The organism is Pseudoalteromonas sp. 19-MNA-CIBAN-0066, assembly GCF_040308705.1.
Classification (GTDB): domain Bacteria; phylum Pseudomonadota; class Gammaproteobacteria; order Enterobacterales; family Alteromonadaceae; genus Pseudoalteromonas; species Pseudoalteromonas nigrifaciens.
Window position 1 is genome coordinate 51,793 of record NZ_JBEONZ010000009.1, and the last position, 23,429, is coordinate 75,221.

The following is a 23,429-nucleotide window of genomic DNA, read 5'->3' on the forward strand; positions in this document are numbered from 1 at the left end:
AAAAGCAGAAGTATATTTCCGATAACTATCTTTTAGGCCTTAGAAACGGAAGTTTGCTTCCGAAATATAACAATACAGACTTACAAACCGGAAGTTTACTTCCGCTTTGTACTTTAAGACTATAAGCCGGTGTCTAGTGAAAGCTGGGAAGTCCACTTGCAATAGTTTTAATTGCTCTAGAGAGTGTGCAAGTTTTTATGACACTTGGTTCATAGTAATACCGTTAGCTTTTACTGAATTCATTTATTAGCTTTTACTGAATTCATTTATTAGCTTTTACTGAATTCATTTATTAGCTTTTAATGTAATCATCGATTAGCTTTTATTGTAGAACTGATAACATTGACTGCATGATATTCTTTACCTATAACCACTTATAGCCTTAAATATCTACCGTTATAAAGGGCCTATTATTTTCGCAAGTGAGAAAATAGACAGTATATGCTTAAATACCAGAAGGCACACAGCTCCTTATTTATCTTTCATAAGTTCTTTAAGTGTTGTGCGCATTAACTGTGTGCCATCACGGTATCCTTTTGCTAGCAAATCGTCTAAAACCGCGCCAGTATAAAAGGTGTAGCCATTTTCTTCATCAACAAGGAGTTCATAAGTAGAGCCTGATATTTGGGGCCATATCCAGTATTTTTCACACGGTGATAGGTGAGGTAAAACCATTGAGCCTGAACTCACTCTCCAAGCCTCGTCATCTCTCCATGAACAAAATAAGACATAGCAGGGTTTATCATTCATTGATCGAAATGTTAGAACAACCCACCCATCTGGTTTATACTTTTTGGTCATTCCCTCTCCTCACTTAATCGAATAAATAATAAATAATAGCCTAACTTTATTACCTTTTTTAAAAAGTTTATTCTTTGAATCTAGAATTTTCGACAGCTTCTGAATTGTTTAATTCCTTCAAGGTATGATACATAAACTAAGATTTATTAATTAAAAACCTCAATTTAAGTAGGTTTAGATTTTGGTAAGCATCTGAAAACTTGAAAACTAAAGCGAGAGAACCTGTATGCATCAATAAGAAATTTATGGGAATATTACGAATTTCGCCCCGTACATACATTAGCAACAGGTAACGCTTTGCTAATGAGTAATTGACAGTTGTCTAAACTTGCGCAAAGCGCCAAGCCAGTTTTCGCAGTGTGTTTGAGAACAAACTTGGGCAGCTTGTATGGACTACTTTGAAGACATTTAACGATGCATTAATGACTAAATGGATGATCCTTGCAATTTAGATCTAAACCACCTTAAAGGTTGGTTAGTAACGTTGTTAACAGCCTTATACATGGTTACAAAGCTTGGAAAGATCCCAGCGTTAACTGGGTTCTCTACTTAGCCTCTGCCTTTTCGGCAGTTAAAAGTCACAAGTTGTGGTTGTTTTCTTCCGGGCCTATTTCCAGCTGCCTACTCGGCAGTTCACGGGTTGCTGTTTAGAACTTATTTATGCTTAACATTTCCAGCTGCCTACTCGGCAGTTCACTATAAAAAATAGTTTAAATTTATATAAATACCAAACTGTTAAACGTATTTAAATTATTTACCCTTATTTTTAATCAATCAGATAACTCATTGAAAATAAGAAGAGTCTTTTATAACTATTAAAAAAGGGTATTCAAAGAAGGAACAGTACCTTGCAATGTTTGATTTGTAGCAAAGCCATAATTATTAAATTGATTTTCTATTGCATTAGTATTTTCAATTTTTTGTATGTGAAGTATAAAATTTTCCCCGTTGCCTTTACTTGATACAGGTATTGAATGAAAGTGGTCTATGACTTTTGCCTCAAATTGGTATTCAGGATTGTAAACCTCGCCTCTAGCTTCAGCTCGCTTTTTAGCTCGTTTTAATCGCCTTTGCTTTTCACCTACAAATGCTTTGGCTACTGATTGGTTGCGAACAAACATGACTTCGCTTTGGTTTGCTGGTACTTCGAGTATTTTTGATAAGCCAAATAACTTATCATGAGCCATCATCTCAAAATAGCTTTGCTGAGATAGATTGATTAATTGCTTCTTATCTGTCGATACAAACGCTACTTCATTACCTATTGTTTGCTCATTCCATTTAGGAAAGCACACACCAATATTACTTATTTCGCGTGAACTCATAAACCCATGCAAAATACCAATACAACGCCCAGCAAGAAGGCTTACATCACAATTTTTAGGTAAATAAGTAATAGTAAAATAATAGCGCTTCAACCTTTACTCCTTTGAAACAAGCCACCTTTGATCAGCACTGCCGCAATAAAGTGAACTGCGTCTGATTCTTCACCTTGCTCTAAACCATGCTTTTCCATGTGTTTAATATGCAAAGCAATGCGCGGGAGTAATGAATAAAAGTCTGAATGGCTCTTAGGTGTTCTGTGTGCAACTAATATTTGCTTATCTGCGCCATACTCGTGAGTGCGTAAAGGTTTGTAGCCTCCCTCGTACCAATCATCGATAGTTTGGATAGCAGCCCCTACTTTTTGTGAGTTTAAACTTGCTGCTTTTTTATCGCCCACTTGGGTGTACGCAAGTTGTTTAGATGACATGCCCTGTTCAACAGCATCTACAAACTTTTGACTTGGGTGAACCTCCTGGCTAAATGCATTTTTAATTTTGGCGGTTATATCTAAATAGCAGTAGCTTTGAGGGTTGCTAAGCCCTTCTTGAATAATTTCTGATAATGTTATTAGTGCTGTTTGATTATTTTGCCAATTGCCCTGCCACTTTAGCTTTTGTATACCTTCAACGATGATCGGGGCTGCATGTTCAGTAAGTATTTCAATATCAACATTCGGTGATTGACGATTACGCCAAAGCCAGTTGCCCATCAGTATATTTTTAGCGTAGCGAGTTGCAACTTCATTAAGGCCATTGTGCTTTTTATAGGTTTCAAAAAAACGTTTTAACCAATAAATAACTTTAGGATCATCACAAACATGAGGCTCAATGCTATTAGCCTCAACCCTGAGTGAAAAACGGCAAAATAGCTCATTTACTGTTGGAGGCACGTAACACACATCAATTGTTTGTGGGTTTCCAAACGCGAGATCTTGTGGCGCTAAATTTTTAGCCACATTTTGCTTTTGATACGCATCGCCAAACCCTGACTTTTGCCCAACTAATTTATTTTGCTCTATTTGTAGCGGTTCAAAATCAGACTCCGGTGTTTTATAAAAAAAAACCGCTTTACTGGGTGAGAGTGAGCGCGTGTAACTTAAGTGCCGAGGTAATTGCATTATTCATACTCAAACTTAGACTTTTTCATAAGCATAGACTCTTTTTGAACATCCAGAACCCAAAATGCGTCATGAAAGAACTGCTTAGCGCCTGCGTACTTAACTGATGTATTGCTAACACACTCTAACAACCCAATTACGGGCTCAGCATAACAATGGTATTCATGTAATGCTGCATCTCGCTTTACGGGTTCTTCAAGCGCAGCAAAGCCAATTGCAGCGGGTCTTAAATTAAAGTTACCGTTAAGCGCATGTATCAATTGTTCAAAACTTTTGACTACTTTTTTTGAAGGGTACAACCAACTGCCATTTAACGATTTTGCCTTTATATTTTTAAACAGCTCACTCGGTGTAGTATGTAAATGGCACCAGTCTATATTTTGATACAACGAAGGTGGATGCATAGTGCCGCCTGCAAACGTAGATGGTAGTGCGGGCTTTATAAGCTGACTATTTAACTTATCTAACAGCTCAGTATTTGGTACAAAAAGCCTAAATATTAAATCGAGTGTTATATCGCATTTAGGTTTATCAATAATACCTGACCTTATTACATGACTACGCCCTGTAACTTGTTTTAACTTACTTGGCTCAGGTAATGGTTTACCTGTATGTAGCTGATAGCTTTCAATGTAAATAGCACTGCCGATACACTTAATTGAAGGGTCTATAAAGTTTTTTAGCTTACGCTCAAAGTTATGAGCAAGCCCATTTAAAGCAGTAAGTGACGGCATGCCTTGAATATACGGGTTAGCCATTGCCTCAGCATCAAACACTCGCATATCTTGGCAATGTACATACACTATTTGCTCATCAGTTAATGTTTCCTCTTCAGCAGCACAGTGAGTAAACACATAGTTTAACTGCGTTTTAAACAGCCCCATTAAATCAGGGTGATACGCAAAGCGTTTGAACTTACTTAAATTACCAAGGCTCTCATTTAGTATGTTACTAAATTGGCTAATACAGTTAGTAATACTCTGATCTAAGTAATGCTTTGCCCACTCAGGGTAAGCTTGCTCTTGAGCGTTATTTTTAGCTTCCAGAATGTTATCAAGCCACAACTGCAAGCTAACACGTACTTGCCTAATAGCCGCAACTCGCGCTAATCGCTTTTGCCTTAACGTATTAAACTGTTTAATACCAACCAATACCAAAAGCGCCTGTTGAAATTGACTACTTAATAGCGCACGAATTTTAAATGTTTTCTCAATATCATTATTGACTACTTTAGAGCGGTTAATAGCCTTTGAATTTGTTTTAGGAAAGTAACGCAGCACTCTTATATTGCCGCCTACTGAGCTTGCTAAATCGCCTACATTGGCTGGCCTTGAGTGCTCAACTAAACCAAAGTTTAACTTACGATCTGTTGTTAATTGCTGAATTTTAGCTAGCATTGCGTGGCTTACTACAGGCGTAACCGCAAGGTAGCTTTGCTGAAATGGCATTTGTAATTGTGGTGAAAAAGAACTTACTTCTAAAGGGAGCTCTGCCACTGGCAACTGTTGTTTTATTTTAACCGCGATGTCAAAAACCGCCTTGTTAGTAAACCCATATGCTCTTATTAAATTAATCCAAACAGGCTCTTCAGTTATTAATAACTTTGCTAAACAAGTTACTTCGCCTTGCCAATTAAACGAGGTTAAAAATAGCTTTGCATGATTAATTTCAGCACTGTTGTGCGACCATCCAAAACTTAATGGTAATGACCGGCTACAAATACCCGCAATATCTTCACTTACTACCTTACTAATTAAACGTTGATGACTTACGCGTATATCAGGATATTTTAAATTATGAGTATGAAACCATTTAACTTCGTTAATACATTTACTTAGTAACACTTCATCACGTAATACACTTTTAGCGGTTCTTGTACTTGTTAAATCATCAATTTCACTTCGCTTATAAACTAGATTAATGAGCACAGTCAGCGCTTGTTCCTCAAAGCCATCTGCCGCAACATGAGGCATGTATGGAGCAAACAACTTTCTAAGTGCTGTGGTTTTTTCTTTTAATGATTCAATTGCAAATGCATCTTGTAAGTTCATAAGTTACCACGGCGCTATAAATTGTTTTTTTGTTTGAGGTTTTTCAGCAGCGAATGCTTGCTGTAACTCAATAACTTGGCGTAAATAAAATACATGGCTATCAGCTCTGAGCTGTTCGTGCTTTTTTTGTGGATAAGCGCAGTTTAAAAAGCCTTCTTGATGAAGCCTGTAAACTTGCTCTGTGGTGGTGTTTAATAATACTGCGGCATCAAAAGTACAAAGCAGTACATCTGCAATATTTGGATGTTTAGCTTTAGGGTTACTATCAACTAATTCGACAAAATAATTAATAATCTCATCAAGTACTTTGTTTTTACGGTTACTTATTGCAGCTATTTGACCATCACGGATCACATTTCCATAAACAGAGTTGAACTTAGTTTTATTAAAAGGGTTAAGTTGCTTGAGACGCGCATTATTTGTGAGTATATCTAATTCAGCTGTAAAGCCTTCAGGCCAAGTACTAAAGTAATTAACAAAAGCACGGTTAAAATCAACATCACTTACATCAAGTTGCTTAACCTTCGCAAACCAAGATATTAACCCAACTATTTTTTGGCTGTTATTACCTGCAAGAGCAATTGCAATTTTAAAGTCTGCATCATTTAATTTTTCACTATTGGTTAGTTTATAACCACAACCACACTCTAAAAACGCCTCAGAAGCTCTGTAATCAATTAAGTTATGGCACTCTTTACAACGTGTAGTTAATTGTGCTTTATGCTTATGGCACGCTTTATAGGGCTTTAAATGCCAATAAAAAGGAATACATGAAGATTCAGACAAGCATTTAATGCAAACAGGTATGTTATCAGTGCGAAGTAGCTCAAGGGGAATAGTCAGTTCATTTCGACTTACTGCTGCTAAGTTGCCAAATTTAAAGTTACTGCGCCGCCATGCAAGCGCAAGAATGTCACCAGCGTTTACATCAGCTAACTTACCAACCAACTTTAGCGCTCTTATTCTAAAGCTGCTCGCTTGCCTAGCATGATAAACATCAACCTTACTAAGCTCCAACGGCAACGCACCTTCAAGCTCATGATCTTGCTCTGCAAGCCATTGCCACAAAATATCAGCAAGCTCACTATAACCATCGTATGAGTTATCTCTTGCAAGCCTTAGTAAATAGCTTTCAAGCGCCTCATCTGGGTAAGGTTTTGTTTGAACTAAAAAATGCATCGCCAACCTAAACTAAGAAAATCTTAGTTTAGGTTTAGGCTAAATAAATTAGATAGTCAAAAAATAATTATCGTTTAATCATTCGTACTTCACAAAAGTACAATATCTGATACTGTAGAAAGTGTTACGCCATTTCTAAAGGATGTATTAATAGCCAGTAACACAATAAAAACTCAAATTTAAAAATACAAAGCTAACTTATAAGGAGATTCTTATGGCTTGTAACTGCTGTAATAAAGCACTCAATAGTGGAATGATCATAAAGGCTGACCAAATTACAGGACAAAGATTTAAATCTTGCCCTCATTGCTCTGATGCAAATGGTTCGGAACACGTATTTCATTATTACCCTAACTCATTTGGTAAAACTCCCGCACGTAAATCGTCACAAAACCCCGATGGTTTCCAAAGCTATTGTATAGATTGCCGCCATTTACCGAAGGGGACAGCATCAAAAAGCTCACACAATGGCCGATTATGCAGCACACTTTAACTAAAGAGATTTAATGCAAGTATTTAAAGATGATGCGGTAAATTGGTTATCAACACTTTCAACCGAAAGTGTTGATCTTTTAATTACTGACCCACCCTACGAATCATTAGAAAAACATCGAAAAATAGGAACCACCACTCGCCTAAAAGTAAGTAAATCGTCAAGCAATCAATGGTTCGACATATTTCCAAATAATCGCTTTGAAGAACTACTAATAGAAATTTACAGAGTACTTAAAAAAGGTTCGCATTTTTATCTATTCTGCGATCAAGAAACAATGTTTTATATTAAGCCAATAGCTGAAAAAGTAGGTTTCAAGTTTTGGAAGCCAATAATTTGGGATAAAGTAACTATCGGAATGGGTTATCATTACAGAGCCAGACACGAATATATTCTTTTTTTCGAGAAAGGTAAGCGCAAGTTAAATGATCTAAGCGTGCCAGACATCCTCACTTGTAAAAGAGTATATAGGGGCTACCCTACTGAAAAACCAGTTAAGTTAATTGAAACGCTTATCTCTCAAAGCAGTAAGGAAAATGAAATCATCATCGATCCTTTTTTTGGCTCAGGAGCTACTTTAGTAGCTGCCAATAACTTAAATCGACAAGCTATCGGATGTGATATTTCAGAATCTGCCCATTTGCATCTAAAAGGTCGAAATAACCAATCTAAGTCAGCTGAAAAGATTTAAGTTCACGATCTTTACCAGAGTTGTTAGATCCGATGCAGCTCACAACTCTGGCTAATCCTCAATTTTAGATGGCTTTTCCATTTCATTTTTCAATGTTTATTATTAAATATGTGTTAAAACTCATTTCCATCAACCTTATTTTGAACCCAAAGTACTTAATAATTCTTTTTGCTCTTCTTCTGTCAGTTTCCCAATAACACGTATTAGCTCAGCTAGATCATCTTCTTCACAATAAAAATAAGCTACTGGCACATCTAGCTCTTTAGCAATGCGTTTCATGGTTAAAAAATCTGGGGCATGTTTGCCTTTTTCGTATTGGTTCATGCGTGCACTAGCCGTGTTTGGCTCCAAACCTAAAACCATGCCAAGCTGCTGCTGGGTAAGTCCAGCTGCTTTTCTTGCAGATTTTAGACGTGGAGGTATTGGGGTTTCCATATGAACCTTAGCTGTTAATTACATCCTGCTAAGATTCTCTTAGTATTCAACCTGAAAGTGTACTAAGGATATTTTAGTTTTTAAATATACACTTAATTAGTAATGTCTTAAACTATATATTTATGAGTTAAAAGGAATTTTATGCTTGTTTTTGCTAGTGATGCTTCTGGTAAGATTGTTTTAATAAATAATGTCAAAAATGGTAAAGCATGTAACTGTTTTTGCATCGCATGTAATGACCCTTTAATTGCACGCAATGGCGGAAAAATAAAAGCGTACTCATTTGCTCATACTACAAAAGAAGAGTCTAGAACATGCTTAATGACAGCTTTGCATCGGTACGCTCAAGAATATTTTTTAACGGCTAAAACAATAAACCTTCCAGAAATTACCATTTATCATCGAGGTTACAGTAAAACTGAACCTAGTAGAAAAGCCTTTATTAACTCTGCAAAACTTGAATATAGCATTCATAACAAATATATCGCCGATGTGAAGTTAGAAACTGATGTCGGTGATTTATTAGTTGAAATTAAGGTAACATCGCCTTGCTCAGCAGAGAAAATTAACTTTTATCGTGAAGAAAAGCTCGCTTCCTTAGAGTATGATTTATCAGTTTATATTGATTCGGATTATGCTGATGTAAATTGTGCTCTTAAGCATAATGATGATACGTCTAATTGGTTATTTGGTTGGTGTGAGGATCAATTAAGAGAAGAGATTAATCAAAAAGTTGAACTCAACCAAATAGAAATGAATAAAAAAATTCGACAACAAATTGAAGAGTCAAGAAAACAAGCTCTACGTAAATTTGATAACTTAAAAAAGCGACAACGATTAAAAATACCCAGCCACAACATTGGATTTAACCATAATATCAATGGTAAAAATTACGATTTATCTGCCCAAGTAGTAAAAAGTAAAAGTATACATTTTAAAGAAGTTTTACTTGAAGCAGAGCATGAACATTTTTTACTATTGAAATGCGTAGCTCTTAATAACTCTAATCAAGAACGAGTGTTAAATGTTGCCCTTTTATTTCAACATGATACCCCCGATATCCTCAAAAAAGACTCAGGCCAAATCATCGTAGGTCGAATAAAAAAATCAAAACGATTTAAGTTCGAATGGCTTAACTTTACACCACCAGACTCGGCTTTAGAAAGAGCCAAATTTATAGCAATTGCTGAAAAAGAAGAACAACTAAAAAAGTATAAGTTTATAGAGCACGTAACAAACTATGCTGACGTTTATGCATTAGAACAAGATAGATATTTTTCAAATGATTACCCAAAATGGAAAATCTGGCTTGCTTCACAAAGCGATATGGCTTCCAACGAAGATTATAATGTTAAAAAACCCAAGTATCCGGCTTTATTAAAAACAAATAATACACACCCTCAACTTTGGATGTTTGATCGCTGGTATATATTAATATTTAGTAAGTTAGCAGAGTTTATTGACAGCTATCCAATCAATACCCCCATAGATACAAAATACATATTTGAGCTACTAAAAAACGAATTTCCACTTTCCCATAATTACAATCTCTTTGTCGAGCAAGCAGAGAAAATGAATGTTTCAGGTAAATTAGAGCGCTTACTAAAGCCTGAAAGCATTATAAATACTTGCTTATCATTTTTTGAGGAAAAGCTAGCAGTAGTAAAAGAATCCAATTATTTTGTACGCAAGTACGATTTGAAAATACAAATGCTGCCTGCAAAAAATTAACTATATGAAAATGCTTTGTGAATATTTAAATTTATAGGCTTAAAACCTACCACTTGCTAATTAGCTGGCTATTTTGCACAATGATTTAGTACTTCTTATGAAATGAATAGAAACAGGGATGCTATGAAGATCATTGAAAAAATTAAGCTATTTAACTTTAAGAGATTCTCAAATTTTGAAGTTCAATTTACTGAAGAAATTAATTTATTAATAGGCGATAATGAAGCTGGAAAAAGTAGTCTACTCACAGCTATTGAGCTTGTTTTAAGTGGTAGTAAATCCAAAATCGACTCAATAGGGATTGATAACTTATTTAATAAGCAAATTATTAATGAATTTTTAGATTCAGATAAAAGCATTGCAAACCTTCCCACGTTACGTATAGAGCTATACTTAAATGAACAAAATAATCCTCACTTAAATGGGAAAGTTAATTCTGAAGGTGTTGCTTGCGACGGGCTGGTTTTAACATGTGAGCCAAATGAAGAGTTAACACATGAAATATCAGAAGTTTTAGCTCAAGAAGCAAGTAACTTCCCTTATGAATATTACGTTGTTAATTTTGCAACTTTTTCAGGCCAAGCATATTCGGGCTATCGAAAATTCTTAAAATTTCTAGCATTAGATAGCTCACAGATAAACAATGACTATGCAACCAAAGAATATATAAAAGCAGTATATGACAACTTTGTCGAGCAAACAGCGAGAATAAAGTTGAAAAATGAGTACCGCCAACAAAAAGTAGCTTTTAAAGAAACAAACCTTAAGTCAATTAATGACAAACTTGATGAATACCAGTTTTCGATTAGATCTAGTACTAAATCAAACCTAGAGACAGATCTAAATATTGTTGAAGATGGCGTTCCCATCGAAAATAAAGGAAAAGGCAGACAGTGCTTTATCAAAACAGAGTTTGCATTAAGAGAGCATGATGCAGATAAACCACTAGACGTATTATTGTTAGAAGAGCCAGAAAACCATCTTAGTCATACGAATATGAAAAGGTTGGTCCATAGAATATCAGAGTCACATGCTAAACAAATTTTTGTTGCTACTCATAATAGCTTAATAAGTACGAGATTAAATTTACGTAACTCAATACTCCTCAATAGTTCTTCTCCTGAGCCTCTTACAATGAGGGACTTGCCAGAAGATACAGCTAAATTTTTTATGAAAGCACCTGATAATAATGTTTTAGAATTCATACTATCAGCGAAAGTCATATTAGTAGAGGGCGATGCTGAATACATTCTTTTGGACTCATTTTATTCATTGGTAACAGACTCTTCATTAGAAGCTGACGACATTCATGTTATCTCAGTTGGTGGTACAAGTTTTAAAAGGTATTTGGACATAGCAAAAGTTTTGGGAATAAGAACCGCTGTGATACGTGACAATGATGGCGACTATCAAACGAATTGTATTGATAGCTATCTCGGCTATGTGGCAGATAACATTGGTGTTTTTTATGATGCTGTTAATACCAGCAGTACATTTGAGATCTGCCTTTACGACTTAAATCGAGAAGTTTGTGATGAGCTTTGGCTCGCTGATCGAAAAACACTGTCAGTACAAGAGTATATGCTGAAAAATAAAGCTGACTGTGCATTTGAATTACTAGATAAAAAAGCAGACCAAATTATAATACCTGACTATATAGAAAGAGCTTTCCAATGGATAAACGAGTAGTTTTTGCTGTCGCTGGCTCAGGTAAAACAAGCCACATAATAAATGGGTTAGAGAGTGACTCCAAAACTCTGATACTAACTTATACAGATAACAATTTATCGAACCTGAAGCATAGGATATTGCAAAAGTTTGGTGAAATTCCTTCCGGAATTAAAGTGTATTCATATTTTCAATTCGTATATTCATTTTGTTTTAGGCCTCTATATGGTCACGAGCTCAAAACTAAAGGTATCAATTGGCATGTCCCTCCATTTAATACCTTAAAGATGAAACGGAATGATCCTAGGTTCTATATCGATAGCCATAGTAGATTGTACTCCAATCGCATTGCAAAACTAATAGAACAGCTTAGTATCAATGATGAAGTTATCAAGCGCATAGAAAAGTATTTTGATAGTATTTGCGTTGATGAAGTCCAAGATTTTGCAGGGCACGATTTCAACTTTTTATTAAGCATTTTTCCAGCAAATATAAACCAATTATTTGTTGGGGACTTTTATCAGCATACATTTGATACCTCTAGGGATGGAAACGTTAATAAGTCGCTCCATGATTGCTATGACAAATATAAAGCAAAATTTGCTAAAGTTGGTTACGTAGTCGATGAAGAGTTACTTTCTAAGAGCCACCGTTGTAGCCCTATAGTGTGTAGTTTTGTTAGTGAAAATCTATCTATACACATCGATTCTCATCGAAGTGACCAGACCAACATTGAGTTTATTGAATGTAAAAATCAAGCTATCGAAATAATGAGTTGCCCAGACACTGCTAAACTTTTTTACCAAGATAGTAGAAAATATAAGGGATACACAGAAAATTGGGGAGCTACTAAAGGGCTAGATTGTTTCGAAAATATTTGCATCATTTTGAATCCAACAACACTAAAATTGTTTGAAAATGGGAAGCTTGAAGAGTTAAAACCTCAGACCAAGAACAAGCTTTATGTCGCATGTACTAGGGCTAAGCATAATATTTATTTTATTCCTGAAAAACTTATTAAGTATATGAAAAATTAGTATCCAAATAACTATGAGTTCTGTAAGTCAACACTTCACTTTCTCAACAACTGACTAATAGGCATTCGGTCAGTAAACTTGGTCGCTATAAACGGGTCTTCGTCTTGGGCGCTTTCAGGTTTATATAGTGAATAGCGCTCGACTTCACTTGCTGTAATTTTTGCAACTGGCAAAGTAAATAGGTTTGGTATATCAGGGAAGAGCACATCAAATGCTTTGACCAAGTGTTTAGTCGTGAGGGTTTTTGTGTTGTCTATTAATGCGTAAAGTACGGCATCATCTAAAAAGTATTTTAATGTTCTAAAACAACCTTTTGATAAGGAGAACAAAGCAAACACTGTTGCTTGCTCACTTAAATTTGGCTTTTCGGTAAATGGCATACGGTTGGCTAAGCCAATTATTAACTGCACAAAATGCTTTGGGTTTTCTGATAATTTAAAATATGGCAGCTGCCGCCTTACTAATAAACGCGATGACCATTGAGGTTCGTCTGCTATTTTTTCTGCCCACGGCATTCCTACCAATACAATTGATACACCCGCTTCGTCGTTAATATACTTTAATCGGTTAGCAATCTCGCGGCGCTTTTTACCTTGGTTGTGCTCAATTAGCTCTTGGAACTCATCAATAATTATAAGCTCAGTACCACACGTTTTTAAATTTTCAATTAATGATGTCGTTAACCGAGTACCGTTTATTCGTAGCTTACGCTCTGTGCTGCCTACTTGCCCTAAGTCTTTAAGAAGCTCGGCTAAAGTAGATTCTAATGTCGGATTGCTCGGTATGCGGCTGACTAATACAGGGTGATTCATCACTCCATTAATAAATTGCGGTAAGTGACGTTCTTTATACTGTTTTATTAGTGCTGTTTTACCTGTGCCTGTATCGCCATTTAACAGCATGCAAGGCTTTTCACCTGTTAGCCCTTTACCAAGTCTTAATCTGTCAAAGTCGTTAAATACCGTGCTTATTATTGGGTATTCAATAAATACATCGCGAAATTCATTAAGCTTTTCTTTTTGTTTGTCGGTCAGCATAATTAAAATCCATCTAGGTCTGAGATAAAGTCATCCCAGCTATCAGCTGGTTGCTCTTTAGGTGTAACCTTTTTAACCTCTACGTGTTTGCTCTGCGTGATTGATTTTTGTGAGTCACTATTTACATTTTGATGCTTAGCTAATGCTTTACCCCCTTTTACTTTTGAGTGTTTTGGCGCATTTTTTAAACCTTCAAACTCGCTTTGAATTTTGTTATGAATAAACATACGCGCTTTTGCTAAGCCTACATTATCGATAGAGCCCGAAATAAAATCGCGATGAATGCGTATATTTATTTTATGCTGATTCAAACTTAAATTTTGGGTATAACCGTTTGGATCTATGCATGGCACTTTTATGTAATGCTCTAGCTTATCGAGGTAAACGTATATATAAGAAATATCATCGGGGTTTAATTTAATTAAAACTTCTTGAGATACCTTGTGGCTAAATTGCTTTCTATAATTGGCCAGTTCAGTACTGTCGTAGCTTAAGTTTTCTAGCCGTATCCCACCTTTACGAAGCACCCTATGATTTGAAATACTGAGCACAACATCCAGTTGTTGAAGATCATCATTACTCAGCACTGTTGGTGGTAACGTATTAAAGCCTTGATCCCATTGTTGGCTTGGTATGTACTTAAATCGGCTGTCGGCATCTTGATGGTAAACGTCTACTACCCATTTATGAAATAACTGCATAAAGGTCGTAAAGCGCATGATTGCATCTTTTTTGGGATTGTATTCATGCTTTTGTAAAATGTTAGAAAAGGTTTTACCGGGAACAGGGTCTAATAATTCAGTGTTAATTGTGCCGAACATGCGTTCTACAAATGGTTTTAACCAAGGCTTTGCGACAGGGTTATATTGAGTATTAATGCCTATCTCTTCACAAGCAAGTTCAAGGCTGTTACTCCAAAATTCAGCGCCATTATCAACAACGAGAGTTTCAATTTTGCCAGCACACTTCCACTCATTTAGCGTATCTGGGTATAGTTTTGCCACTTCACTTTTAGGTTTCATCGCATTTAGCATTGCTCGCCTTACTGCATCATAGCTGGGTTCGCTGAAACTAAAGTAATAGCCAACAATACAATGGCTATACACATCTACTAACATAGTGAGTGTTGGCCGACCAAGTGGGATATGCAGCTCATCATCTAATAGAATAAGATCAAGCGGTGTATGGTCAATTTCAACTTTTTCGAGTACTCGAGTAGGCCGTGTATGCCCTTCTACTTTATTAAAAGCAATATCAGCAAGGCGCTTACCATAACGAGCAATCATTACTTCGTATTGTGGTAAGTTATCTATTCTGTTTTTAAACGCTTTGTATGTTAAAGGCTTTAAAACACTGCCCACAACACTGTCGTTTTCAATAATAACTAAATCTGCATAATACTTATAAGCAGAAGCCACTGATGGTTTTTCTTTTACTAAGTAACGCTCAAGCGCTTTTTCAAAAAACTTATCGGTGGCTGTATCGCGCTCCCTGTTACCCTTTTTTTGGTGGCTTGGAATTAGCGCCATGATATTTTTATCTGCATTGGTATAAGCGCTATACCATCGTGCAGCGGTTCTCCAGCTAGGCTTCTTTTCTCCCTCAACTTCGGGCATTACTTTTAATAAAGGCTCAAGGTTTTTTTGTGTCCAACCGCCTTGAATATTAGCCTCAAGCCATTGAATATATTTAAGCTTAGCAAATGTTGTAGTTTTAATTTTTTCAGGAAGGGCTTGTAAATCTTTGGCGTAATTTTGAGGTAGTTTGGTTTCTGCTTTTGGTAATGGCTGGTTAAATTCATCATCAAACAAACCGTCATTAAACATTGTTAGACCAAATTGCTGTTTCTATTGATATTTCATTTGTAGTTAAGTCGGCAAATAACTGCCCTAGTGATAATAAGCGTAGCACCGTAGCAAGTAGCTCACCGGCAGTTACTTTTAAAAAGTTAACTAACTGGCCCACTTTAATAGAGCCGTATTGCTTAACAAGTTCTAGCACCGATGCTTGCAGCTCTGTTAAAGACTGAAAACCAGAGTAGCGATGCAAAAGCTTTAAGTTATTGAGTGTTGGGTATACACGGATTTGCTTATCAGTAACCAGTATTAAATCGCGTCCATCTTGCTTAGCGATGGCTTGCTTTTCAATAAAACGTGCACGAAAGTCTTCATCGGCAATTTTGCTTTGTGGTTTTACTTCGATAAATTTTTGCGTGCCGTCTGTGTGGATAAGTAAAAAGTCAGGCGTGTAACGACAAATACGGTTATCAAACTGATATTCGTAACCGAGTGGTTGTGCTTCAAATGCGGCTATTGATGGTGAAAATTCAAAATGGAAACAAGCATCAAACTCTAAAGAGGATTCAACTAAACAGGTAGATTTATTTTTTTGACTAGCAAATTTATGGAGGTTTTTAACACGGGAGTGTTTGAGTTTTCTTCTGTACATGTGAGTCAACCATCTAACCATTTGGTTAAATACTAGACTATGCCACCTTATACTTCCAATTTATGCCATCTTTTAGTACAAATATGTCAACTTATACTTCAAACAACACCCAAATGAGGAATTTGGGTGGCAGTCTTACCAGCCACATCTCGGCACACACGTCACAAACTGTGGCTGCTCCCTTCCGGGCCTGACCAGGTTCGCCTGCTAGTGTTGCGAGAGGACCAATAAGACTACCATTGAGGGCCTTGGTTGGCGCGGGAGGGATTATCTCTACTTTTGCTACGTTATTCAAGGGATAATCGAAAAAGAAAGTGCGATTGCATACTTCATATACAATCGCGGCCTTTTAAACTGTTTTATGTTTACTATTTGCTCTCTAACTGCGCTTTAATATTTCGCAGTGCCGCTTTTACTTTTTTCATGTTCTCTGGGCCCATACGTAAAAGCTGTTTTTGTGCAGCGGGTAATTGCTCCCACTCTGCAAATGCATATTGGTAGGTTACTGAATCGCGCAGTAATGGTAAGTTACCTTCTGGCTCTGGTGTATCGAGTAATAAGTCGATTGCATCTTCAAGCGTTTGCGTAAACTCATTATCGCCGTAACCAATTTCTGTATAGGCATTATTAATAAGCGGTTTATATTCTTCAAATAAACGCACGGCTTGGGCGGCGCTCATACTAGTAAATATTTTTACATACGGGGTGTAACGTTCATAACTATTAGGATCGATAGTTAAAATATCACCTTCTGTGACACTAAATTTTTCTTCTGGCTTTATTACTGGTGTATGTTTTGTAGCAACTTTGCCCTTTGCTAAATTATCAACAAACACGACACCACGGCGAATAACATCATCGGTAATCATTAGCTCCATTACCGAATCACTTAAGTATTCATCCATTTTTGCTACAACAACTGCATCACTTTCATCAAGTGGTGGTAATTGCACGGCTGCTGGCTCGGCATCACGCTGCGCTGGCATTTCATAATCTTGTGGTTTATCTGGCAATACTGATGGAACATCTAAAACAGGATCATTCTCTGGCTTTAACTCCATCATAGGCTGCTCTACTGGTGCTGGCTCAACCTCAGTAAGCACTTCTGCCTCGTTGCTTGGCTTAAGCAATACAAATGCAGCGGCGCATACGAGTACCACTAAAATAATAATGGCAAAAAGTAGATTGTTATTAGGTGGACGTTTTTGAACATCTGACGCTGATGGTTTATCTGACATACGAACTCCATTAAAATTAAAATGCAATATCACTTAGAGTATTCTAAATGAGTTTAATTCATAGCTTACAGTAAATAATATTAAAAGCAGCTAAGGTATCCTTTGATTCTTCTAGCTTAAAGACTTAAAGTAAATAAATAAAGTAAAGACGTAGAACAGTTTAGTCCCTTATATGAAAATCAAGCAAGTTGATCCTAACAAACCCAAAGTTGCCCTTCTATTAACAGGGGGTGGCGCACGCGCTGCTTATCAAGTAGGCGTACTTAAAGCATTAGCTCATAGCATGCCTAGAACAGCGCCTCTGCCATTTAGAGTAATAAATGGTACATCTGCTGGGGCTATAAACTCTGCGGCGCTAGCTTGCTATGCCTCCTGCGCGCACTTAGCAGTTAGAAAGCTCGAGTCTGTATGGAAGAACTTTTCTACTTCTATGGTGTATAAAAGTGATTTTTTAAGTGTATTTGGTCATATTACTCGTAATATTTTAACCAGTTTTCAGTCAGAACATATAAATCATCCGCCTGCGAGTTTATTAAACAATCGGCCACTGCGTAAATTATTAAACGAAATATTAGATTTACATCGCATTGAACGCAATTTACATCACAATTACTTAGAAGCGCTTTCGATTACCGCCTCTAGTTATACCACTGGTGACTCGGTGGCGTTTTATCAATCTAATACACGCCTACCATGGCAACGCGCTAAACGTGAGGGCCGCGCTACGCGTATTAATGTTGAGCATTTAATGGCTTCGAGCGCCATTCCTATGGTGTTTCCTAGTGTAAATATTTATAACCATTACTTTGGTGATGGCTCTATACATCAGTTATCGCCTCTAAGCCCATCAATACATTTAGGCGCTGAAAAAATATTCATTATTGGTGTTGAGCAGCCTAAAGAGTTACACCCTGTGGGTTACTCTGCTCATTACCCTGGGCTGTCTTCGGTTGCAGGGCATTTACTCGACAGCGTGTTTACCGACACTATGCAATCTGACTTAGAACGGCTAGAGCGAATTAACCGCACCTTAGGCTTGCTGCCAGCTCGCGATAAACACCAAGAACTTAAGCGCATAGAAACCTGCGTGATCAACCCATCACAAAACTTTAATGCTATTGCCGCGCAGTACTACGACGATATGCCATGGGCAATTAAAGTGTTGCTTAGGATCATAGGGGTTAAAAAACATTCGCAATCGAGTTTAACCAGCTATTTATTATTTGAAAAACGTTATACCCAACATTTAATACAAATTGGTTATGAGGATGGCATGAAAAAGCTGCCTGAAATACGTAAGTTTTTAGAGCTAGATTAGGGCGCTGATGCATGCTCGCCCTGCATCATCTAAGTAACTTACTCAATACCATCAAATAAGTAATGCTCTACTCGCTCTACGCGCCTTGGTTTACCTTGCAGTATTAAAATATCGTTGGCTAGTAATATAGTGTGATCTGATGGGTTCTCTATTTCATTATTTTGTCTGCGCAGTGCTTTTATAGACACTTTTCGTTTTGCTAAATTAAGCGCCGCAATACTTTTATTAACCGCAAAAGCTTTATCGGGTAGCGCTATTACATGCAAGTATTCAAGGCGTTCATGCGCGTCTTCGTCTACATCAAGGTACTCACCGGTAAAAAAGCGTTGCAATAATTGATAACGGTTATGCCTTTCGGTGCTTACACGGCGAATAATACGGCTCATTGGTACCCCCGACATAGACAAAACATGCGAAACCAACATTAAGCTAGCTTCAAGGGTTTCTGGCACAACTTCGGTAACCCCCAGTTCTTTTAAACGCTCCAGCTGACTGTCGTCTTTGGTTCTTATTAGTATTTTTACCTCTGGGGCAACTTGCTTGATTGCATCTATTACTATTTGCGTTTGCTCAAACTCAGTAAAGGTAATAATGACTAAACGTGCTCGCTCTACTCCCGCACATTTTAAAATATCTTTTTGTTTAACATGGCCAAATAATATAGGCTCACCAGCCGCTTTACCTTCTTGAACTAAAATCGGATTACTTTCTATTGCTATATAATCAATGGCTTCTGGTTTTAAAAAACGTGCAACCGTTTGCCCCACCCGTGAAAAGCCACAAATAATGACATGATCACTATACAGTGTGCTGCTTTTAGGTTCACTTTCCCACGCTTGGCTTGCACGATCTAGCACGCCAATACGCTTTAGAATAAAAGGTGTTTTATCAATTAAAAAGGGCGTAAGCGCCATAGAAAGCACCCCTAAAGCAATTAAAAACGATACTTGCTGATTAGTTAGTAACTGATGCTGAGCGCCTAGCGCTATAAGTACAAAACCAAACTCCCCCATTTGCCATAGCATAAATGCACATGCTAGCGCGTCTTGTTTTCGCTCGCCCATTAGCTGAGCACTTATTGCCATTACCGCTATTTTTAATACTAATAACCCAACTAATGCGCCAATAATAAGTAAGCTATTATTAAGCACATACATTACATTGAGCTGCATGCCGACAGTGACAAAAAACAACCCCATTAAAATATCTCTAAATGGCCTAATATCTGCCTCAAGCTGATGCCGATAATGGCTTTCTCCTAGCATCATGCCTGCTAAAAAAGCGCCCAGTGCCATAGATAAACCAAATGAGTAGGTGAGTAAGGCAGCAAATAAAGCTACCAGCAAAGTGGTAAGCATAAATAGCTCGTCGGTACGTACTAACGCAATTTCATTAAATACTTTAGGCAAAATCCATTTACCTATAGCCCAAAGTAGTAAACAAACAAACGCCCCTTTCGTGAGTGCTACTGCTAACGCCCAGCTAATACTTTGCGATCCGGTAGCGGCTAATAAAGGTAAAATAATCAGTAAAGGCACAACCGCAATGTCTTGCAATAAAAGCACTCCAATGGCGAGCTGCCCACGGCGTTTATTTAACTCTCCGTTTTCTTTTAATAGCTTAACAACCACAGCAGTTGAGGACAGCATCATAATAACGCCAATTGTAAAACTGGTGAGCAAACTAAAGTTTAAGCAATATAAAATCACAATAAGCACTGTGCTGGTTACTACAACCTGCAATGATCCTAAGCCAAATACTATATTGCGCATTGCCATTAGGCGCGAAATAGAAAACTCGAGCCCCAAACTAAATAATAAAAATACTATACCTAGTTCAGCTACTAAATCCATTTCGTGAGTTTGCGTCATCCAGCCAACACTGTGACTACCCGCCAAAACCCCTGTTGCTAAATAAGCCAATATAGGAGGCAGCCCTACGCGCTTAAAAATCCATACAAATAAGACAGCAGCGACTAATAAAGTAAAAATTTGAGTATTAATATTTTGCAAATATTACCTCGTTACTTATAAAAACAGCCATGCTTAACTATAGCAATCACCAATTTATCGGCCAGTTTTTAAATGTGGCATAAAATTCGCTTGGTATTATAAGATCATATACTCGGGGGAAATAAATCAATGGAAAATGTGCATATATTGACACAACGTATTGCTGGACGCGGAGAGTTTTTGCCGTTTTCGGCTGAGCATTATCGTAAAAATGAACCGGCAGCAACGCAAGAGCTAGCTGCAAAATTACAAACCAGTTTAATACTCGAAGATATATTAGCTATTTATGCAAAATTTGCAAAACAACTGCTAAATTTTTCAGGTATACAGTTCAAGTCTGCGCTAGGTACAGTGCAAACGCCTGATTGCGATATTGATACGCTTTCTTATACCTTTGATTTAAATGTAGAGAACAGTAATTTAGGGCAATTAATATACTTTAGTAAATACCCACTGAGTGTGGCCATAGAAAAAAAACTACAATATTTTCATAGTGCGCTGCTCTACCCTTTACGTAATGCGATAATGTATAACCGGGTATTAAAACTTGCCACAAAAGATGCATTAACTGGACTAAGCAATAGAAGTCAATTTAATGACACCTTACTGCAAAAGCTTGAAAACTGCCGCCGTTACCAGCGCCCATTTAGTTTAATGTTGCTTGATTTAGACAGTTTTAAGCAAGTAAACGATAATTTTGGTCATAAAGTAGGTGACGATGTACTTAAAGAATTTGCCTTAGTACTTAATAGCTCTATTCGAGGCACTGACTCTGTATTTAGATTTGGTGGCGATGAATTTGCAATACTCATTGAAGATCCTGAGTTTACTACTAATAAAGTAATAGCTGAGCGCATTATGCAACGCGTTAAAAACTCAAAAATAATGGCGCAGTACTCAGTTACTACCAGTATTGGCTTTACTTTAGCGAGTAGCCAAGACACCGAAAACGATGTTTTTTCGCGAGCCGATAAGGGTTTATATAAAGCCAAAGCAGCGGGACGAAATTGCGCCAAAGCATATTAAGTACAGCGGTTAATATTGTTGTAAATAAAAAGCCTAGCTTCCCCCGCTAGGCTTTTTATTGCTGCCTAAGTAGTTTTAATAAGTCTACCTACTTAGGGAGCAACTTTGCCGATAAAAACTTATACATAACCAACGCAATGCAAAAACCAAAAAAGAAACCACTGAGTAAATTAAGTAATGCAGCAATACTAGCAAGTGGCGTAAATAACACTAACAACAGCGGTACACTCACTCCTAAAATAAAAAACAGCCCACCTTTACCTAACCAATAAGCCAGTAAAATACTAGCGCACACTATTCCACCCGCTATAGCGCAGCCTAATGTCACTACATCAAGCGTTAAAAAATAATTAGCAAGCACAGCAATAACCGCTGTAATTAGCATACCTTGTGGTGCTTTATTTACTAACGATAAGCCTACATGCGGCTCCTTACTCATTATTTACACTCCCAATAAATACCGTTTTCATCACTATGGTTAGCACTTATAAAATAGCCTACCACTTGTACTAGGTCATCATTATAAAAAATTAACGGCACATTAGCACGCAGCCAAGGAGCCACTTTTGCATCTTTAAACCAATGCTTGAGCGTATTACTTCCTGGTTTTTTTAAAGGTTTGATGCGCGCACTATTACAATTAAAACGCACGCTTACTTGCTCATCTGCAGTTGGCGCTCTGACTCCTACGCCACTGTGTTTTTTTAGTAAGCGACCATCGGCAAGCTTTAGCTCACTGCGAGTAATTAGTGTGTTGTTTAATATTTGCGTACTTGGTACAACAAAATATAAATGCCCTTGATGGCGGCGTATTTGTCCATCACTAAGCTCAATAAGCATTTGTGCATCGGTTTTAGCTGCAATAGCCTGATTAATTATTTGCTCCAGCTGCTTTTGCGATGGTAATACATGAGTAAATAGCTCTAGCCATGCACGTACTACATTGGCTGTTCTAATAGGAGTAAATTTGGCAATAGCACTTATATTTAACGCCTGCTGAGAATTAACGCATTGCGTTAAATCAATGTGAGTATATTCGTTGAGTAAAGCGTGTTGCTGCTGCAGTAAACTAATACTGCGAGCGGTACATTGTTCAAAACCATTAAAGCGCGCTGCTAATATTGGCACAACTTGCTGGCGCATAAAGTTACGCTCAAAGCGCTCATCAGTATTAGAATCATCGGTAACATGGTTAAGTGCATATTGCGCCGCAAAGGCTTCTATATCACTGCGTTTTACCGCTAACAGCGGCCTGAAACATAATCGGCCGCTGGTTAAAGTGCGCTCGCGCTGCATTGCACCTAAACCTTTTAAACCCGAGCCACGTTTTAAGCGCAGTAAAAAGGTTTCTATTTGGTCGTTTAAATGTTGCCCAAGTAAAATAATGCTGCCATGTGGGCTTAGCTCATCTAATGCTTGGTAACGAGCATCGCGCGCTTGCGCCTCTAGGCTCGTGCGTGACTGCTGCTCTATATTTACTTTAGCCGTTTGAAATGGCACATTTAGCTCATTGCACAGGGTTTGACAAAAAACCTGCCAGTCGTCGGCATACTGGCTCAAACCATGGTGTATATAAATAGCAGAAACTTGCAGTGCAGGATCCTGCACTCGTAAAGCATGCATTAAATGCAGTAACACCACAGAATCAACGCCACCAGAAAGTGCCACAGTAAACACCCTATGACCTTGCTCAATATATTGACCCAATGATTGTTTTACTTGTTGATAAATAAGCGATGTGTGCATTAATTTAACCTGAGCTCCAGATAATTTAGCCAATAATTTTAAAATACTAGGGTCTGTTGACCTTTGCGGATTAAA

At 37.3% G+C, this 23,429-nt stretch carries 20 protein-coding genes and 1 other RNA gene; 7 read left to right on the top strand and 14 right to left on the bottom strand.

Features of this window, described 5'->3' with window-relative positions; genetic code table 11:
- Window positions 1-471 precede the first annotated feature (471 nt).
- The 5 genes from AAEZ18_RS07695 to AAEZ18_RS07715 form a co-directional block, all read right to left on the bottom strand.
- A complete protein-coding gene (locus AAEZ18_RS07695) occupies window positions 472-690 on the bottom strand; it encodes a hypothetical protein (RefSeq protein WP_350594359.1) in 219 nt (72 codons plus the stop codon).
- 926 nt (window positions 691-1,616) lie between these two features.
- Window positions 1,617-2,219, bottom strand: a complete 603-nt coding sequence (gene cas6f, locus AAEZ18_RS07700) for a type I-F CRISPR-associated endoribonuclease Cas6/Csy4 (RefSeq protein ID WP_350594357.1) — start codon at window positions 2,217-2,219, stop codon at window positions 1,617-1,619.
- Window positions 2,216-3,244 (bottom strand): type I-F CRISPR-associated protein Csy3, encoded by a 1,029-nt coding sequence (csy3, locus tag AAEZ18_RS07705; RefSeq protein WP_350594354.1) that lies wholly within the window; start codon window positions 3,242-3,244, stop codon window positions 2,216-2,218. The genes cas6f and csy3 overlap by 4 nt, the downstream gene beginning before the upstream one ends.
- The gene (locus tag AAEZ18_RS07710; RefSeq protein WP_350594353.1) at window positions 3,244-5,295 is read right to left on the bottom strand and encodes a type I-F CRISPR-associated protein Csy2; all 2,052 of its coding nucleotides are present in this window, start codon (window positions 5,293-5,295) and stop codon (window positions 3,244-3,246) included. The genes csy3 and AAEZ18_RS07710 overlap by 1 nt, the downstream gene beginning before the upstream one ends.
- Window positions 5,296-5,298: 3 nt before the next feature.
- Window positions 5,299-6,474: a TniQ family protein gene (locus AAEZ18_RS07715; RefSeq protein ID WP_350594351.1), complete on the bottom strand. Its 1,176-nt coding sequence runs from the start codon at window positions 6,472-6,474 to the stop codon at window positions 5,299-5,301.
- Window positions 6,475-6,688: 214 nt separating this feature from the next.
- On the opposite strand from AAEZ18_RS07715, the gene AAEZ18_RS07720 reads away from it, so the two are divergent.
- Both AAEZ18_RS07720 and AAEZ18_RS07725 read left to right on the top strand, forming a co-directional pair.
- The gene (locus AAEZ18_RS07720) at window positions 6,689-6,967 is read left to right on the top strand and encodes a hypothetical protein (protein ID WP_350594349.1); all 279 of its coding nucleotides are present in this window, start codon (window positions 6,689-6,691) and stop codon (window positions 6,965-6,967) included.
- 13 nt (window positions 6,968-6,980) lie between these two features.
- Window positions 6,981-7,658, top strand: a complete 678-nt coding sequence (locus AAEZ18_RS07725) for a DNA-methyltransferase (RefSeq protein WP_290211479.1) — start codon at window positions 6,981-6,983, stop codon at window positions 7,656-7,658.
- Between the two features lie 135 nt (window positions 7,659-7,793).
- Here the strand turns inward: AAEZ18_RS07725 and AAEZ18_RS07730 are convergent, their stop codons facing one another.
- On the bottom strand, window positions 7,794-8,093 hold the full coding sequence (locus tag AAEZ18_RS07730; RefSeq protein ID WP_029774222.1) for a helix-turn-helix domain-containing protein: 300 nt from the start codon (window positions 8,091-8,093) through the stop codon (window positions 7,794-7,796).
- 141 nt (window positions 8,094-8,234) lie between these two features.
- Here AAEZ18_RS07730 and AAEZ18_RS07735 point away from each other — a divergent pair, with 141 nt between their 5' ends.
- From AAEZ18_RS07735 to AAEZ18_RS07745, 3 genes are all read left to right on the top strand, one after another.
- Window positions 8,235-9,824, top strand: coding sequence for a hypothetical protein (locus AAEZ18_RS07735; RefSeq protein WP_350594345.1), 1,590 nt, complete (start codon window positions 8,235-8,237; stop codon window positions 9,822-9,824).
- Between the two features lie 123 nt (window positions 9,825-9,947).
- Complete coding sequence (locus tag AAEZ18_RS07740) at window positions 9,948-11,513, top strand: ATP-dependent nuclease (protein WP_350594343.1); 1,566 nt, start codon at window positions 9,948-9,950, stop codon at window positions 11,511-11,513.
- Complete coding sequence (locus AAEZ18_RS07745; RefSeq protein WP_350594341.1) at window positions 11,498-12,529, top strand: DEAD/DEAH box helicase family protein; 1,032 nt, start codon at window positions 11,498-11,500, stop codon at window positions 12,527-12,529. The genes AAEZ18_RS07740 and AAEZ18_RS07745 overlap by 16 nt, the downstream gene beginning before the upstream one ends.
- A 35-nt stretch (window positions 12,530-12,564) precedes the next feature.
- Here the strand turns inward: AAEZ18_RS07745 and AAEZ18_RS07750 are convergent, their stop codons facing one another.
- The 5 genes from AAEZ18_RS07750 to AAEZ18_RS07770 form a co-directional block, all read right to left on the bottom strand.
- On the bottom strand, window positions 12,565-13,566 hold the full coding sequence (locus tag AAEZ18_RS07750) for a TniB family NTP-binding protein (protein ID WP_087530671.1): 1,002 nt from the start codon (window positions 13,564-13,566) through the stop codon (window positions 12,565-12,567).
- Between the two features lie 2 nt (window positions 13,567-13,568).
- Entirely contained in the window at window positions 13,569-15,392 is a 1,824-nt protein-coding gene (locus AAEZ18_RS07755) for a TnsB C-terminal domain-containing protein (protein ID WP_087530672.1), read from the bottom strand.
- Window positions 15,385-16,014 (bottom strand): TnsA endonuclease N-terminal domain-containing protein, encoded by a 630-nt coding sequence (locus AAEZ18_RS07760; protein WP_087530673.1) that lies wholly within the window; start codon window positions 16,012-16,014, stop codon window positions 15,385-15,387. Before AAEZ18_RS07760 ends, AAEZ18_RS07755 begins: the two co-directional genes overlap by 8 nt.
- A gap of 133 nt (window positions 16,015-16,147) precedes the next feature.
- Window positions 16,148-16,244, bottom strand: an RNA gene (gene ffs / locus AAEZ18_RS07765) — signal recognition particle sRNA small type.
- Between the two features lie 138 nt (window positions 16,245-16,382).
- On the bottom strand, window positions 16,383-17,252 hold the full coding sequence (locus AAEZ18_RS07770) for a DUF3014 domain-containing protein (RefSeq protein WP_086999367.1): 870 nt from the start codon (window positions 17,250-17,252) through the stop codon (window positions 16,383-16,385).
- Between the two features lie 172 nt (window positions 17,253-17,424).
- Between AAEZ18_RS07770 and AAEZ18_RS07775 the strand changes: the two genes are divergently transcribed.
- Window positions 17,425-18,570: a patatin-like phospholipase family protein gene (locus tag AAEZ18_RS07775; RefSeq protein ID WP_011328667.1), complete on the top strand. Its 1,146-nt coding sequence runs from the start codon at window positions 17,425-17,427 to the stop codon at window positions 18,568-18,570.
- Between the two features lie 38 nt (window positions 18,571-18,608).
- On the opposite strand, the gene AAEZ18_RS07780 is transcribed toward AAEZ18_RS07775, so the two are convergent.
- The gene (locus AAEZ18_RS07780) at window positions 18,609-20,582 is read right to left on the bottom strand and encodes a monovalent cation:proton antiporter family protein (protein ID WP_182684240.1); all 1,974 of its coding nucleotides are present in this window, start codon (window positions 20,580-20,582) and stop codon (window positions 18,609-18,611) included.
- A 129-nt stretch (window positions 20,583-20,711) separates the two neighbouring features.
- Here AAEZ18_RS07780 and AAEZ18_RS07785 point away from each other — a divergent pair, with 129 nt between their 5' ends.
- Window positions 20,712-21,608 (top strand): GGDEF domain-containing protein, encoded by an 897-nt coding sequence (locus tag AAEZ18_RS07785; RefSeq protein WP_011328669.1) that lies wholly within the window; start codon window positions 20,712-20,714, stop codon window positions 21,606-21,608.
- Between the two features lie 88 nt (window positions 21,609-21,696).
- On the opposite strand, the gene AAEZ18_RS07790 is transcribed toward AAEZ18_RS07785, so the two are convergent.
- Window positions 21,697-22,047: a hypothetical protein gene (locus AAEZ18_RS07790; protein ID WP_182677449.1), complete on the bottom strand. Its 351-nt coding sequence runs from the start codon at window positions 22,045-22,047 to the stop codon at window positions 21,697-21,699.
- Window positions 22,047-23,354 (bottom strand): tRNA lysidine(34) synthetase TilS, encoded by a 1,308-nt coding sequence (gene tilS / locus AAEZ18_RS07795; RefSeq protein ID WP_350594337.1) that lies wholly within the window; start codon window positions 23,352-23,354, stop codon window positions 22,047-22,049. The genes AAEZ18_RS07790 and tilS overlap by 1 nt, the downstream gene beginning before the upstream one ends.
- Window positions 23,355-23,429 lie beyond the last annotated feature (75 nt).

Excerpts from the sequence above, each read along its gene's own strand:
- csy3 (WP_350594354.1), bottom strand. The coding sequence starts at position 3,244 with ATGCAATTACCTCGGCACTTAAGTTACACGCGCTCACTCTCACCCAGT.
- AAEZ18_RS07710 (WP_350594353.1), bottom strand. The coding sequence starts at position 5,295 with ATGAACTTACAAGATGCATTTGCAATTGAATCATTAAAAGAAAAAACC.
- AAEZ18_RS07715 (WP_350594351.1), bottom strand. The coding sequence starts at position 6,474 with ATGCATTTTTTAGTTCAAACAAAACCTTACCCAGATGAGGCGCTTGAA.
- AAEZ18_RS07720 (WP_350594349.1), top strand. The coding sequence starts at position 6,689 with ATGGCTTGTAACTGCTGTAATAAAGCACTCAATAGTGGAATGATCATA.
- AAEZ18_RS07725 (WP_290211479.1), top strand. The coding sequence starts at position 6,981 with ATGCAAGTATTTAAAGATGATGCGGTAAATTGGTTATCAACACTTTCA.
- AAEZ18_RS07730 (WP_029774222.1), bottom strand. The coding sequence starts at position 8,093 with ATGGAAACCCCAATACCTCCACGTCTAAAATCTGCAAGAAAAGCAGCT.
- AAEZ18_RS07735 (WP_350594345.1), top strand. The coding sequence starts at position 8,235 with ATGCTTGTTTTTGCTAGTGATGCTTCTGGTAAGATTGTTTTAATAAAT.
- AAEZ18_RS07740 (WP_350594343.1), top strand. The coding sequence starts at position 9,948 with ATGAAGATCATTGAAAAAATTAAGCTATTTAACTTTAAGAGATTCTCA.
- AAEZ18_RS07745 (WP_350594341.1), top strand. The coding sequence starts at position 11,498 with ATGGATAAACGAGTAGTTTTTGCTGTCGCTGGCTCAGGTAAAACAAGC.
- AAEZ18_RS07750 (WP_087530671.1), bottom strand. The coding sequence starts at position 13,566 with ATGCTGACCGACAAACAAAAAGAAAAGCTTAATGAATTTCGCGATGTA.
- AAEZ18_RS07755 (WP_087530672.1), bottom strand. The coding sequence starts at position 15,392 with ATGTTTAATGACGGTTTGTTTGATGATGAATTTAACCAGCCATTACCA.
- AAEZ18_RS07760 (WP_087530673.1), bottom strand. The coding sequence starts at position 16,014 with ATGTACAGAAGAAAACTCAAACACTCCCGTGTTAAAAACCTCCATAAA.
- AAEZ18_RS07770 (WP_086999367.1), bottom strand. The coding sequence starts at position 17,252 with ATGTCAGATAAACCATCAGCGTCAGATGTTCAAAAACGTCCACCTAAT.
- AAEZ18_RS07775 (WP_011328667.1), top strand. The coding sequence starts at position 17,425 with ATGAAAATCAAGCAAGTTGATCCTAACAAACCCAAAGTTGCCCTTCTA.
- AAEZ18_RS07785 (WP_011328669.1), top strand. The coding sequence starts at position 20,712 with ATGGAAAATGTGCATATATTGACACAACGTATTGCTGGACGCGGAGAG.
- AAEZ18_RS07790 (WP_182677449.1), bottom strand. The coding sequence starts at position 22,047 with ATGAGTAAGGAGCCGCATGTAGGCTTATCGTTAGTAAATAAAGCACCA.
- tilS (WP_350594337.1), bottom strand. The coding sequence starts at position 23,354 with ATGCACACATCGCTTATTTATCAACAAGTAAAACAATCATTGGGTCAA.